General features: G+C 60.4%; 12 protein-coding genes. 4 read left to right on the top strand and 8 right to left on the bottom strand.

Annotation, left to right across the window (positions count from 1 at the left end):
- Window positions 1-36: 36 nt before the first annotated feature.
- From HCZ23_RS14785 to HCZ23_RS14755, 7 genes are all read right to left on the bottom strand, one after another.
- Complete coding sequence (locus tag HCZ23_RS14785) at window positions 37-1089, bottom strand: type IV secretion system protein (RefSeq protein ID WP_167602510.1); 1053 nt, start codon at window positions 1087-1089, stop codon at window positions 37-39.
- Entirely contained in the window at window positions 1089-1493 is a 405-nt protein-coding gene (locus tag HCZ23_RS14780; RefSeq protein ID WP_167602509.1) for a hypothetical protein, read from the bottom strand. Before HCZ23_RS14780 ends, HCZ23_RS14785 begins: the two co-directional genes overlap by 1 nt.
- Window positions 1494-1734: 241 nt before the next feature.
- Entirely contained in the window at window positions 1735-3279 is a 1545-nt protein-coding gene (locus tag HCZ23_RS14775) for a relaxase/mobilization nuclease domain-containing protein (protein WP_167602508.1), read from the bottom strand.
- Window positions 3273-3602 (bottom strand): plasmid mobilization relaxosome protein MobC, encoded by a 330-nt coding sequence (gene mobC / locus HCZ23_RS18245; RefSeq protein ID WP_167602507.1) that lies wholly within the window; start codon window positions 3600-3602, stop codon window positions 3273-3275. The genes HCZ23_RS14775 and mobC overlap by 7 nt, the downstream gene beginning before the upstream one ends.
- A gap of 152 nt (window positions 3603-3754) precedes the next feature.
- Complete coding sequence (locus tag HCZ23_RS14765; RefSeq protein WP_167602506.1) at window positions 3755-4624, bottom strand: hypothetical protein; 870 nt, start codon at window positions 4622-4624, stop codon at window positions 3755-3757.
- A gap of 386 nt (window positions 4625-5010) precedes the next feature.
- Window positions 5011-7185, bottom strand: a complete 2175-nt coding sequence (katG, locus tag HCZ23_RS14760) for a catalase/peroxidase HPI (protein WP_167602505.1) — start codon at window positions 7183-7185, stop codon at window positions 5011-5013.
- A 187-nt stretch (window positions 7186-7372) separates the two neighbouring features.
- On the bottom strand, window positions 7373-9229 hold the full coding sequence (locus HCZ23_RS14755) for a tetratricopeptide repeat protein (RefSeq protein WP_167602504.1): 1857 nt from the start codon (window positions 9227-9229) through the stop codon (window positions 7373-7375).
- 273 nt (window positions 9230-9502) lie between these two features.
- On the opposite strand from HCZ23_RS14755, the gene HCZ23_RS14750 reads away from it, so the two are divergent.
- Window positions 9503-10084 (top strand): hypothetical protein, encoded by a 582-nt coding sequence (locus HCZ23_RS14750; protein WP_167602503.1) that lies wholly within the window; start codon window positions 9503-9505, stop codon window positions 10082-10084.
- Between the two features lie 152 nt (window positions 10085-10236).
- Window positions 10237-10461, top strand: a complete 225-nt coding sequence (locus tag HCZ23_RS14745) for a hypothetical protein (protein WP_167602502.1) — start codon at window positions 10237-10239, stop codon at window positions 10459-10461.
- Window positions 10462-10533: 72 nt separating this feature from the next.
- Here HCZ23_RS14745 and HCZ23_RS14740 read toward each other — a convergent pair whose 3' ends face one another.
- Window positions 10534-11586, bottom strand: a complete 1053-nt coding sequence (locus HCZ23_RS14740; protein WP_167602501.1) for a cytochrome-c peroxidase — start codon at window positions 11584-11586, stop codon at window positions 10534-10536.
- A 193-nt stretch (window positions 11587-11779) separates the two neighbouring features.
- On the opposite strand from HCZ23_RS14740, the gene HCZ23_RS14735 reads away from it, so the two are divergent.
- Together HCZ23_RS14735 and HCZ23_RS14730 are read left to right on the top strand one after the other, a co-directional pair.
- The gene (locus HCZ23_RS14735; protein WP_167602500.1) at window positions 11780-13078 is read left to right on the top strand and encodes a 3-deoxy-D-manno-octulosonic acid transferase; all 1299 of its coding nucleotides are present in this window, start codon (window positions 11780-11782) and stop codon (window positions 13076-13078) included.
- 173 nt (window positions 13079-13251) lie between these two features.
- On the top strand, window positions 13252-13731 hold the full coding sequence (locus HCZ23_RS14730) for an NUDIX hydrolase (protein WP_167602499.1): 480 nt from the start codon (window positions 13252-13254) through the stop codon (window positions 13729-13731).
- Window positions 13732-13779: the final 48 nt, after the last annotated feature.

Raw genomic sequence — 13779 nt, 5'->3', positions numbered from 1 at the left:
TTTGCCGCAACCCGATTGTCAGACGTCGAACCATCATCATTTATTCTTGTCCGCACTGAGGCGCTCCGCGCGGTCCATCATGCGTTGCATCTTGGCCCCCGTGCCGGTCGAAGGGCGGGGATCTGTTGCGGATCTAGGTGAACGGGCTGCGTCCGACCCCGCATTCAACCCTCCACTCATGGCGCTGGTCGTGTTCGTGGGGGACTGGTTCCTTTGCTGTGGCCTCTGCGGCTGCGTCATCTTGCGGATGCCTGCCCCCACGGCCGAGGCCGCCCATCCCGAATTGATATCGCCTGTCAAAGTCCGCACGATCACGGGAATGGCAAGGACCATGCCAAGCGACACCAGGACGACCGCGAGGAAGGGCAAGGCAGCGCCGATACTACCGAGGTTATCGGCGCTGCCGACCCGGCTCTGGAGCACGCTGAAAAGCCCGAAGATGACGGACATCGTTCCGGCGATCACCACGGGATAGAACGACCAGCTGATGATTGCCGCCAGCCAACGCTGAAAATAGTCCTGTGTCGCGCGGAAAATCGACATGGCGATCATCACCGGCGCGAGGCCGATTAGGAAGGCCACCATTGCCTTGGCCAGCACCAGGATTACGCCCGCAGCACCGCCGACCAGCGCCAGAAGGGCTGTGAAGAAGACGCTCAGCAACGCCCCTGCCATCCATGGCAAGCTATCCCCGATGGAATTGGCATGATCGGCCAGATCATCGAGTACTTGATCGAACCGCTCAGCGAAATAGGCCGCTCCGGCGCCGGTCTCTCCCGTGATCGAGCCGAGGATCGTACCTGCGAGATTGTCGAGGCCATCGGTGATAAAATTGCTGACCAAGTTGAAATTCACCCAGTTGAACGCAAAGGCATTGATCAGGCCGATCTTGAACAAGAGCGGGATGAGATCGTTCATATCCATGGGCTTGAACTGATAGGCCATGTTTACGAACAGGAGGATGATTGCCAGCGTGGCCGCCAGCATCACCGCGGCCCCCATCCCCGAGGTGATCGCCGCGAATTGGGATTCCGCGACGGTTTCCAGGCCCTCGTCCGCCGCTTCCACGAGAAATGTCACGATACCCATTATTCCGCCTCCTCACACAGATCGCGCACCGCATTCCGAAGCCCCGAGATCATCGGGAAATAGGCCGTATCCGCCCAATCGTCGTAGGTGGAAGACGGTCCGTCCGCGAAGCCGAGGCCTTGGTACTCGTCCTCGATGATCGACCATTCCGGCTGAAGCACCGCGCAATCGCAGCTACCGGTGCCCAGCACCAGCTGGTAGCGGCGCAGGCTGTAGAGCTTGTCGGCTGCGACGGAGCGCCAACTATCGCGGAAGGAGGAAAGGGTCAGGTGTTCCGGTCGCGGGCGGATCGCGCAGCCGTAGCGGTCGGTCTCTGCGGGCCGGAGGGAATTGCTCAACTCAATCTGATCCGCCACCGCCGGAGCAGCGGTCAAAGCCAGAAACAAGATAGCTCGATAAACCATACGGTTACTCCTGTCGCTTGTTCAGTGTTCAGCGTTGCTTGTTCGGTGTTGCGTGTTGCCTGTCACTTGTCCGGTGTCGCCTGTTGCGTGTTGACTGTCCGGTGTTGAGTGGCCACTGTCGCGTGTCGCGTGTCGCGTGTCGCGTGTCGCGTGTCGCGTTTCCGGTGCTGCCTGTCCCCTGTTCAGTGTTGCGTGTTGCTTGTTCAGTGTTGCGTGTCCGGGGGAGAGCTGGATTTGCCCCTCAATGGCGTAGGCCATGCACGTCCTCCTCGATCTCGTCTGTCACCGCGTCTGGAGGCGCTTCTGCGCCTCCAGCGCGAGCGACAGGCTGTCCTTCAGCTTCGACGGTGCCGGTGCAGTGTCGGGGCCATCCTGCATCCAGCTGTTCAAGGCTTCGACCAATGAGAGTTGCGACCTGAGCAAAGCGATCATGGAGCCGCGCAACCCATCCAGTTCCGTCCGCCTGTCCTGCCCGGAGGCGGTCAATTCCTGCGCGGATAACGTCGAGGCTTCCGTCAACTGCTCGACGTAGCCCAGCAATTCGCGCTCGAGTGGCGTCAGACCATCCATCACTCACTCCTTCGGGATCGTCAGACAGTCCACGGATTCCCCTGCCAGCGAACAGCGTGTCAGCGCCGCGCGGCCGCTGCGCGGGATCAGATAGACCGCCTCCGGCCGCTCGATCACCCTGAGCCCCATCGTGTTCAGGTTCGGCGTCAGCCATGTCATGACTGACCAGGTCGAAATCCCGGTGCAGATCATTAGGCAGCAGGCCACCAGCATCGGCCACATCAGAGCCTTCCATTCCGGTCGAGCTGCGTTCGCGCTCTGCCGCATGAGGTGCTTCCTCACGCGCAGCAGGTAGCCTTCCGTATCGGTCTTGATTGTAGCCAGCGCGTTTTCGGCAATGACCGTCAAATCGGTCCTGAAGTTCTGCAACTGTGTGTCGATCGAGGCGGCATTCTCTGCCCTGATCCGCTCCATGTCCGCGTTCAACTTCTCGCTCAGCCGTTGCTTCGGCTCTCCAGTCTTCATGGAAAATTTCTCCCTTCAGGCGAAACCGTTCTTCGGTCTCGGGGTCTTTGACGGTGAGGTAATTCTTGCCTGCGCGGGGCACCTCGAAGCCTGCATCGGTCAGGGCGGCGACCATGCCGGTGCGATCCTCGATCAGCCCCATGGAAATCTGGTCGGCGATCCAGGCATGGAGCCCGTCGCGCCCGGCGGCGCGGTCCGGGGCTTCCGTGACCGGCTTGACCTCGGCCACACGCTCCACGTCCATGGGGTCGGCCCAGCCGTGGGTCTTGTTCATCAGGTCGCGCAGGCTGTCGAAGGCACGTTCATAACCAGGCGGGGCGATGTTGAGGCTACGCCCGCTGTGCAGCTCCATGCGTGGCGTGCAGAAATGCAGCTCGACGCGATCCTCATGAGTGTGGCGCACCCAAAGGCAGGCGTAGCGGTCGGCATCGAACCCGGCGAAGGCGATCTCCTCGAAACGGTCGATCACCTCCTGCTGCTGGTCCTCGGTGGGGGCGTCCTCGCGGGCGAAGCTGATGACACCGGCACGATAGGTCCACTTGTGCGGGCAGGCGTCGATCAGGTCGGTCATGCCCTGGGGATCGCCGCGGACGACCTCCGGCAGCGGTTCGCGCGTCACGGTCATGGGCTGGCCAGACGCATCGCGGATCAGATCGCGGTTGTCGACATAGGCAAACACGGTGCGGGCGGTCAGGTATTCGACCGGTCCCGCACCGCCGCCCTTGCCGTTGGGGAAGAACTTGATCAGCATCCGGGCGGCCTCCGGTGCTGGGCGATGATCTCCGCCAACCGCCGCTCGATGCCGACCAGCGCCGCCGCCACGCGCAGGGCCTCGACCTCGCTGGCCCGGCCCGCGCGGGTCGCCGTGTTCAGCCACCGCGCAATCTGGTTGAGGTTCCCGCCATAGCGGGACACGGCCAGAACGAGCGCGGGATCGACACGGGGCGCGACCTTGCGCCGCTTCGGAGCCGCGCCGGTGGCGAGTTGCCGAAGCATGGCGGACATGGACAGCCCGCGATCCGCAGCCGCCTGCCGGATCAGCGCCTTTTCCTCGGAGGAGCAGTAGAAGAACACGGCTTCCTGCTTCTCCGAGGGGACCGCGCCCCGCGCGGTCCGGTTGGGGTTCGAAGGGGAGGCTTGCCGCCCCTCGCAAGGCCCCGGTTCAACGGTCGAAGACCTAGAACCGGGTCGCCTTGCTCTTTGCTCAGACTGCTTGATGTTCGAAGTCACCATGCCACCTCCGCACGGCGAAGCTCCGGTTCCGAAACCAGACCGCGCAACAGCAGCTCACCAGCCTGATTGCGCGAGATGTGCTGGCACATCCAATTGCGCTCGCGGACCCAGCCGGCAAGCAGGCGAAAGTGCTTTCCCTCGAGTTCGGCGGCGTCGACCTGCGCTTCACGGGCCTCCTCGACAAATCGTTGCCAACGGCTGTCCCGAAACCAGTTGTCGGAGAAGCATACCTTCGAGCGGGTGTAGCCTTCGGTCTCGGTCGCATAGGCATTGACTGCGCAGATAAATTCCTCGGCGGTCGTGCCGTCCTCGATGGCCCGCTCGAATTGCTGTCGGCAGGTGGTCTTGTTCCGACGCCTTTCCGCTGGATAGGCGGCCCATGCTTTCTCGAAATCCTGATCCTCCGCCTCGCGCGTGTCCGCGCGCGTAGGTGATTTCTGGATGGTTTTAGGATGGTTTGGGGGCCGCTCTGGACCCGGTACCCCGTCCGCAGCGGACCCCGTTCCGGGGTCATGCGGAACCCCGTCCGCTGTGGACCCCGTCAAAAATTCGGGTTCGTCGTCCGGTTCGGAGATCGCCTCCAGGCTGTTCACCCCGCCCAAAACGATCCGGTAGATCACCGTGTAGCCGTTCTTGCAGGGGCGCCGCCCAGTCTCGACCAGAAGGCCTTCGCGCAAGAATTCGGTGATCGTCCGCTTGACGGTCGACTCGCCCAACTCGGTGTGGCGCTGGACAGTGCCCTTCGAACACCAAATACCAGAACCATCGTCGCTGGCCTTGTCGGCCAGGAACATGATGATCTGCTTGCGCACGGGGCTGCCGAACTTCCTCTCGGCGCAAAGGTTCGCGACCTTCCAGCTCATGCCAATCCCTCCGGAAGACTTGAGGTGAAAGAGCATTTGAAGTAGGATGATCGAATGACGACTTTGATATTGCCGTTGAGGTGGGTGGCCGCCCCCTCAGCGGTTTTTCTTTTTGCGGGTAGCCCCGAGGATAGGTTTGACAAATGGTGGCTAAGTCTTTGATGCTTGGTTGCCGGTTTGACAAACTTATCTGGGTTAAGCTCCTGAAAAATCTTATTTAGTTCTGGATTGAAAATCCTCGTGTCGGTGGTTCGATTCCGCCCCCGGGCACCATTTAAATAACTCCTAGCAATGATAGATGTCTTGGCCACTTTTTGATCAAGACCTCATCTGTGCCATGCAAAAACGCCCCCGCATAAGCGGAGGCGTTTCTGTTTCATCAAAGATCAGACAAGGTCGAACCGGTCCGCATTCATCACCTTGACCCAGGCTTTTACAAAATCCGTGACGAATTTCTCTGCGTTGTCGTCCTGCGCATAGACCTCTGCGTAAGACCGCAAGATCGAGTTGGAGCCAAACACCAGATCCATGCGCGTGGCGGTGTATTTCACAGCACCCGTTTTGCGATCCGTGATCTCGTAGATGCCGCCTTTCGCCGGGGTCCATGTGTAGGCCATATCGGTCAGGGTCACGAAGAAATCCGGCGTGAGCGCGCCCGGGCGGTCCGTCAGGACACCATGTGACGTGCCGCCATAATTGGTGCCCATGGCCCGCATGCCGCCAACAAGAACCGTCATTTCATGCGCGGTGAGGCCCATGAGCTGGCTGCGGTCAAGCATCAGTTCTTCGGGGGCAACGACGTAGTCTTTCTTGAGCCAGTTGCGATAGCCATCGGCAATCGGTTCCAGCACGTCGAAAGAGGCCGCATCGGTCATCTCGTCACTTGCATCGCCACGTCCCGGCGCGAAGGGGACGGTGATGTCGAAGCCTGCGGCCTTTGCCGCCTGCTCGACACCGACGCCACCGGCCAGCACGATCACATCGGCCACGGAAGCGCCGGTCTCGGCAGCAATCGGTTCCAGCACGGAGAGCACCTTCGCCAGACGCTCCGGCTCATTGCCTTCCCAGTCCTTTTGCGGCGCCAAACGGATGCGCGCACCATTGGCGCCACCGCGCATGTCGGAGCCACGGAAGGTCCGCGCGCTGTCCCAAGCGGTCGAGACCATCTCGGACATCGTGAGACCGGTCGCCGCGATCTTGGCCTTCACCGCCTCGACATCGTAGGAGGTCGAACCGGCGGGCACCGGGTCCTGCCAGATCAGGTCTTCAGAGGGCACATCCGGGCCGATGTAACGTACCTTCGGCCCCATATCGCGGTGGGTCAGTTTGAACCAGGCGCGGGCAAACGTGTCTTTGAAATACTCGGGATCGGCCATGAATTTCTGGCAGATCGCGTTGTAGATCGGGTCGACTTTCATCGCCATATCGGCGTCGGTCATCATCGGGTTGTGGCGCTTCGACGGATCGGAGGCGTCCAGAGGTTTGTCCTCTTCCTTGATGTCCACCGGCTCCCATTGCCAGGCGCCTGCGGGCGATTTCTTGAGCTCCCATTCGTGGCCAAAGAGCATCTCGAAAAAGCCCATGTCGAATTTCGTCGGCTCCGAGGTCCACGCGCCTTCAAGCCCGGAGGTCACCGCATTCGCCGCCTTGCCATGCTGGTTCGGATTGGACCAACCGAGGCCCTGCATCTCGGGCCCCGCGCCTTCCGGGTCTGCGCCCAAAGCCTCGGCATCGCCATTGCCGTGGGTCTTGCCGACCGTGTGACCGCCCGCCGTCAAAGCGGCGGTTTCCTCGTCGTTCATCGCCATGCGGGCAAAGGTTTCGCGCACTTGGGCGGCGGTTTTCATCGGGTCCGGCTTGCCATTCACGCCCTCGGGGTTCACGTAAATCAGACCCATCTGCACGGCGGCCAGCGGGTTTTCCATCGTGTCCGGTTTATCCACGTCCTCATACCGCCTGTCCGACGGCGCCAGCCATTCTTTCTCAGCCCCCCAATAGGTGTCTTTCTCCGGGTGCCAGATGTCTTCGCGGCCAAATCCGAAACCAAAAGTCTTCAACCCCATGTTTTCATAGGCGATGGTCCCGGCCAGAACGATCAGATCGGCCCAGCTCACCTTGTTGCCGTATTTCTTTTTAATGGGCCACAACAGCCGCCGCGCCTTGTCGAGGCTGACGTTGTCGGGCCAAGAGTTGAGCGGCGCGAAACGCTGGTTGCCGGTGCCGCCACCTCCACGCCCATCGGCCAGACGATAGGACCCGGCGGCGTGCCAGGACATGCGGATCATGAGACCGCCGTAATGCCCCCAGTCGGCCGGCCACCACTCCTGGCTTTCGGTCATCAGCGCGTGCATGTCGGCTTTGAGCGCGTCGAAATCGAGCGACTTGACCTCTTTGGCGTAGTCGAACCCCTCCCCCATCGGATTGGTCTTGGTGTCATGCTGATGCAGGATGTCGAGATTGAGCGCATTGGGCCACCAATCCATGACGCTTTTGCCGGACTCAGTGTTGCTGCCGTGCATGACCGGGCATTTGCCCGCCATGTTCATATCGTTGCCGTCCATATGTTCCTCCTGATGCAATACGTCGTGCTGTGAGGATCAAACAACCTGCTCATATGACCTTTGCCGTCCATTTGCCGTCGTCGATCCCGTTACGTTAGAGGTATCAAGTCAGAAGAATAAATAATAATTGTATAAAATATGTAATGCGATAATATTTTCTTATTCCCATTCGCTGATCGAAGGCCTTTCAGGGGTCACAATTCAGCCCCCGCGACACATTTCCCGAGGCCGACGACAGACAGCTCGGCGCAGGCACCTCGACACCGGCAGCCTCGAGATGACGGGCAATCGCAGCCAAGGCCACATCTCCCTGAACATACATACGAATATTCGCCATCGGGTCCTCGGGATGTCCGACAAGACGCGCCAGACGCTCTACCTCCGGCCTGTCCCCGATCATCGCGGCGGCCGCCAAAAGCAAGATATCGCGGGATGGGCTTTCCTGTTTGGCATATCCTTTGCGCGCGATATCGACCATACGGGCGTTCTTGCGCACGATGCCGACCACGAGTATCGGCAAATACATATAGGCCGACGGGCTGGCGCTGAGGCGCACGGCGGATTGCGCCATACTCGCCGAAGCATCCAGCAGGTCCGCCGACAAATAGGCATAGGACAACACGCTATAGGCCGTGGGGTTGGCGGGATTCAACTCAACCGCCTGACGCAGGGTCCGGATCGCCAGACTGGTGTCGCCCTTCGCATTGTAAATCGCCCCCAATAGGATGAAACTCACATCTGTGCTGGGGAAACGATCCACGAGCGCGTCCGCATACTCGGTGACCTCCTGGGGGGTGCTGTACATGCGCGCGGGGATTTTGGACGGGTCCATGAAATGAAATTCGGGAACCGCATGCAGCATCAAAGTCCCAAAAGCAGCAGCCCCCACGGCATCCGTCTCAAACTGGGCACGCAGAGGTTCGAAACAGCGATAGGCCGCCTGGAATTGATCCGGCGAATAGGACTCCAAAAACGCATCCGTCAGCAAGACACAGTAGAACATGTCTCCCATCGCGCCAGAGGCCTCCGCTCTTGGCTGGCCAAACGCGCTGATCACCCCGCCCTGCGCGGCAAGATAGGCACTGATCCGACGGGACACGTCGCGCAGGCTCGCATAGAAATCCGCGTCCTTGATCGGACCGGAAATCCGCGACTGAAACAACACCTTGCCGGTCTCTGCCTCGGCCAATTCGACGGCCAGATCGAGTTCCCCGACAAGGTTGAGAACTGAACCACGCAAGACGTAATCTGACCCCGCAATTTCGCGCGTGAGATCGGCGCCCAAAACACGCACACGCAGACGTCCGAACCGTTGAAAATCACCGGCCAACTGACGCTGAACATCCTTTTCGTAGACATCGTTTTCCGCCGCGCCGGTGAGATTGACGAAGGGCGCGATGGCGATGACCGGGTAGCCGGTCTTGATCTGCGGCTGGATCTCGGCAACAGGCGAAGAATTACGCCATATGCCATAGCCCAGAACCACCGCAACGAACACGAAGATCAGGATCACGACCCCCATCACCCCCCAGAACATGCGGCGCGGCCGTTGCGGTAAAGCCTGCCGCGACGTCGACTGAGGGGGCGCTTCAGGCGCTGCGTCTCCTGGACTTGGTGTATCCTGGCGGGGCGCTTGCGGAGGGGTCATTTCCGCTGAGACATCTGTCACGGACGCGTTGGCAGGCACTTCGGAACGCGGCGGCGGATTGACCAGCGAGAGAGACAGCGCATAGCTTCCACGCGGTATGTTCAGACGATCAGAGCTGTCGGGATTTTGGTCATAATAGGCCACGATCGCCTCACGCAGCCGACGCATGCGCACGCGGACGATCGGATCGGTGGAGGGATCGAAATCCGAATCCCGTCCCAAAAGCTCATGTGCGATGCCATATTCCGTAATGCCATCGCCGCGTCCGGAAAAGAACTCCTCAGCGAGATACATCAGCAAGGCGCGATTGGCCTTTGACCGTGCAAAGGTGTTACTTTCGAGGATTTTCGTCACCTCTTGACGTAAAATCTCGCGCTTTTGCACGTCAGGCAGCATGTCGGCCTCCTCGGGCCTCAATCCCCTCAAACCGCGAAACGGTAACATGTTTCACGCACGGTAAAAGGGAAATGTCCCCCAAAAAAATGGGAAAAAACGTTTACTTCTGTAACTTCGCCCAAAACCAAACGCGATGCAGGTTACACCTTGTTACGCAAGCGCTTTGAATCGTAACAACGATATGCAACCACCTGAAACGCTTTGTCTCTGATCAACCGGTCAAATCTACGTCATAAGAGCGACCGAACACAGATTGTCGCGAGACCAAAGACCATGCTGACGGCTTCCCTGCCCAAACTATGTGGCGCACCAAACAAGCACGTGCCTTTCCCACGTCCTCTGACGTGTCGATCCGCATCCAAACTCATGCAGGCACAGACCATTCCTGCAAACATGGGCGGAAGCCCCATGCCCAGCGCCGAGCGCCACGCCGAAAGAGGCGATCTTGCGCATGAATCCCCCCAGAAGGATGACAGCCGTATGCAACTTTCTCAGCACGACCTTCTCCTGTTCACTGTGGTCTCAGAGGAAAAGAGTCTGGCGCGCTCCGCCACGGCCAATCTCAACCCAAGAGTTGCAACCACCTCCGACGAACTCAGCGCGCATTTCGAAACCGAACGTTTCAAACTTGTCGTCGTCGAATGCGACCCCGAGACCAGCGAGTTGGTGCAAAGTGCCATCTCCGTCCATCGCCGCATCCCACCAGAAGACGGCTCGTCCTTGATCGCTTTCAAAGCCGGCCCGGACAGTGTACTTGATCTCTTGCGATATACGCCTAGCGCATCGGCCTTTGCCTTTCTGGCCGCCAAACCTCATCAATTGCGCGCGCATATCCTCGAAGTATTGACGCCCTGAGCGTTCCCTCCCACGTCCCCCCCCCCTCTCCGCGCCTCGCGGTCGATCATGAGTTTAATGCGATGTCAGACCCCTTCCTACGTCAGAGACGGCGACTGTTGATCGCCCTGCCCCCGGGCCAGCCCTGTCTGACGTTGTCGGCGGACGTTCGCATGGCTTTGGTCAGCAACTCTGCACATGCCCCGGACAACGCCCAACAACACAGTCATCCGCATCTGACGGCACATGAGGCCGAAGTGATCGAGCGGCTGCTCTCTGTTTGCACCTATTATCAGCATCTTGGCGATCATCATCTTTCCGAGCTGGTGGATCGGATCGGCATGACCCTGATGCAGGCTTTCATGGCCCGCAACACCCCGGAACCCAGTGACATCTGAGCTCAGAAACGTGAAAGCCCCCGCTCCAACGCGAGGGCTTTCGTCATTCCAAGTGCCGGGGCCACACAGCCCTCAGTTCGGCACCACCTCAGCCGTCGGGCGCGGCGTCGTCGCGGTCTCTGCGGGCAAGACCGGCGTTGTGATCTCCGGCACCGTTCCCGTGAGCGACCCAAGGAAGGCCACGATCTGGCTGGCTTCATCCTCGGTCAACTCTTCGCCCAACTGGCTTTCCGCCATGATCTGCACCGCCACTTTCAGATCCCAGACCTTGCCGGAATGGAAATAGGGCGCAGTCAGCGCGATGTTGCGCAGCGGCCCGGCGCGGAAGACATATTCGTCGTCCACCGTCTCGGTCACCGCAAAGCGTCCCCGGTCGCCTTCGGGCAGAATGTCCGAGCCGGGTTTTTCGATCAGGCCAAAGGGATAATAGCCCTCGCCGCCGACGTTCACACCGGCGTGGCAGGCGACACAGCCCTTGTCCATGAACAGCTCAAGCCCGGCCAGTTCTTCGGCGGACAGCGCATTGTCATCGCCATTGAGCCAGGAATCAAACGGCGCGGGCGTCAAAAGCGTCGCCTCGAAGGCCTCGATTGCCTTGGCCATATTGTCGAATGTGACAGGCTCGGCCTCGTCAGGGAAGGATGCTTCGAACCATTCGACATATTGCCCCATCGACGACAGGGTCGCGACGACGTTCTCCGGCGTGTTGGCCATTTCGACCCCGGCCTGAATCGGTCCCTTCGCCTGCGCCTTCAAATCCGCCGCACGCCCGTCCCAGAACTGCGCCTCGTTGAAGACGGCGTTCAGCACGGTCGGCGAATTGCGCGGGCCTTTTTGCCAGCCATGGCCGACGGAGGTCTCCATATTGTCGTCCCCGCCCGTGGTCAGATTGTGGCAGGAATAGCAGGAAAACACACCAGAGGCCGACAGCCGCGGATCAAAGAACAACGCCTTGCCCAGATCGATTTTATCCGCCGTGATCGGATTGTCCGCCACAGCAGGCACGGTCGATGGCAATGGCTTGAAGAAGTCGAGCGCATAGTCCCGAAGCTCGTTGGCCGAAGCCCCTGCGGCGCCCAGAATGGCGGCGCTGGTCAACAGGGCGAAACGCGGTAGAAGTGTCATAAATCTCTCCCTCGCATCATGGATGCAATCAATGTGTCGCGCGTCGCCAACCAACTTAGAATCCCTCTAAAAACGAGCTATGACTTAGATCAATTCTAAATTACTCCCCCCACTTGATCCGCCCTCCCCTCTTGCCAAGACAGGGCCTCACCGCGTAAGCGAATGTGCAATTTTGATTGATCGGACAGCTGACTTGTTTCTCTACCGTGTCCTCCTGACCCTGCTGAGCCCGCTCTTTGCGCTTATGCTGCTGCGGCAAGTGCTGCGCGGTCGGGAAACCCTGTCCGATCTGGCGGAACGTTTCGGCGCGGGTCTCAAAACGTCCCCCATCACCAAAACACCGCTGCTGTGGATTCACGGTGCCTCCAATGGCGAACTGACCGCCGCGCGCGGGCTGATCGAAGAGGCGCTGCGCCGCGCTCCCGGCCTCGACATCCTGGTCACCGTGAACACGGTGAGCGCGCGCAAAATGGTCTCGGATTGGGCCCTGCCCCGCGTCACAACCCGGCTCGCACCGATGGATTTGCGCCCGGTGCTCAGACGGTTTCTGACCGCCACCCGCCCTTGCGCCTTGGTTTCGCTGGAAAATGAGATTTGGCCCAACCGCTTTGTCACGCTCGCGCGCCACGACATCCCCGTCGTCGTCGCAGGCGCCCGTATGTCGGAGCGCACGGCGCAACGCTGGGGGCAGATGGGCGTTCTGCTCGGAGGCACCATCCGCCAGACCATCGGCGCGATCACCAAACTCGCGGCGCAAGACACCGCCTCCGAACAACGCTTGCTGCAACTGGGCCTGCCCGTAAATGCGCTTCTGCCGCGGATGAATCTGAAAAGCACGGTCGAACTGACCGCCGCACCCGGAGCGGAGTTGAAAGCCCTGCAAAAGACCTTTCGTCGTGACAAAACCATGCTCGCGGCCTCGACCCATGCGGGCGAAGAGCGTCCAATCTTTGAGGCGTTTCACCGCCTGCAACAGACCCACCCCGACGCGCGCCTGATCCTCGCGCCGCGCCACCCGTCGCGCGCCGAGACCATCGCGACGGAACTGACCCGCGCAGGCCTCAGCTTTGCGCGTCGCTCCAAAGGTGACGCCCCCGAAAGCGCGCCGATCTACCTTGCCGACACGCTGGGCGAAATGGCGCTTTGGTATCGCCTTGCCGGGATCACTTTCGTTGGGGGCTCTCTGACAGATCACGGCGGGCACACGCCCTATGAGCCCGTGCAATTCGACACCGCGATCCTACATGGCCCGCATGTCTCCAACCATGTCGCCGCCTATGATGCGCTTGACCGCGCAGGCGGTGCGATGGACCTCTCCGATGCCGTCACTCTGGCGGAGGCCGCAAGCACGCTGATGTCGGACCCGAAACGCGCCAAAGCGATGACCGAACAGGCCCATGCCGCGCTCATCCCGCTGCGCGAAAGCCAGCTTCGGCAGGAGGCGTTTTGGAGCGCCTTGGCCGATTTGCCCAAATTACAAGCATTGAAATGACGCGCCCCCCGCGATTTCCGCCGAGAAACCGCGCCTGAAACGATTTTTCTTTCCAGCCGTCACAGGGCTTTGATAGTTCTTCTGTTACTCTGATGCGACAAACCGGGGGCCAGCGTGTTTTTTCCACGCTCTGGAGGAGGACCCGCCGCAATCGGACATTGAGGGAAGAGCAGGTGTCATTGATACGCCCAAGACAACATCCGGTAAAACTCGGGCCAGGCGGCAAGAACGGCGTACGCACCCAGTTCGGCGCGCTGATCTGGCGCTGGCGTAAGGACAAGTTGCAAATCCTTCTGATCAAATCGCGGCGCCGCAAACGCTGGATCATCCCGAAAGGCTGGCCGATGGATGGGCAAACGCCGGTGCAAGCCGCCGCCACAGAAGCTTGGGAAGAGGCCGGGATCAAGGGCCGTCCAGCGCCCATCTGCATCGGGCTCTATTCCTATCTCAAATATCCGCGCGATGGCGAATTGCCGATGCCCTGCGTCGTTGCGGTCTTTCCGCTCAAGGCGCGCTGGGTCTTTGACCGCTACCCGGAAGCCAACGAACGCAAACGCAAATGGGTCTCTGCCAAAAAGGCCGCAAGCCTTGTGGATGAACCGGAGCTGGCCCAGATCATCCGCCATTTCAACCCGCGCCTCTATCGCCTCTGAGAGCCGCCGCATTGCAAAGCCCCCGGACAAGGCCTATTCTAAAGGTCT

Origin of the sequence: Celeribacter sp. HF31, assembly GCF_011806455.1 — a bacterium.
Taxonomy (GTDB): Bacteria; Pseudomonadota; Alphaproteobacteria; order Rhodobacterales; family Rhodobacteraceae; genus Celeribacter.
The sequence above is the reverse complement of the archived record's forward strand: the minus strand, read 5'-3'. Positions and strand labels throughout refer to the sequence as shown.

Excerpts from the sequence above, each read along its gene's own strand:
- HCZ23_RS14785 (WP_167602510.1), bottom strand. The coding sequence starts at position 1,089 with ATGGGTATCGTGACATTTCTCGTGGAAGCGGCGGACGAGGGCCTGGAA.
- HCZ23_RS14780 (WP_167602509.1), bottom strand. The coding sequence starts at position 1,493 with ATGGTTTATCGAGCTATCTTGTTTCTGGCTTTGACCGCTGCTCCGGCG.
- HCZ23_RS14775 (WP_167602508.1), bottom strand. The coding sequence starts at position 3,279 with ATGCTGATCAAGTTCTTCCCCAACGGCAAGGGCGGCGGTGCGGGACCG.
- HCZ23_RS14765 (WP_167602506.1), bottom strand. The coding sequence starts at position 4,624 with ATGAGCTGGAAGGTCGCGAACCTTTGCGCCGAGAGGAAGTTCGGCAGC.
- katG (WP_167602505.1), bottom strand. The coding sequence starts at position 7,185 with ATGGACGGCAACGATATGAACATGGCGGGCAAATGCCCGGTCATGCAC.
- HCZ23_RS14755 (WP_167602504.1), bottom strand. The coding sequence starts at position 9,229 with ATGCTGCCTGACGTGCAAAAGCGCGAGATTTTACGTCAAGAGGTGACG.
- HCZ23_RS14750 (WP_167602503.1), top strand. The coding sequence starts at position 9,503 with ATGCTGACGGCTTCCCTGCCCAAACTATGTGGCGCACCAAACAAGCAC.
- HCZ23_RS14745 (WP_167602502.1), top strand. The coding sequence starts at position 10,237 with ATGGCTTTGGTCAGCAACTCTGCACATGCCCCGGACAACGCCCAACAA.
- HCZ23_RS14740 (WP_167602501.1), bottom strand. The coding sequence starts at position 11,586 with ATGACACTTCTACCGCGTTTCGCCCTGTTGACCAGCGCCGCCATTCTG.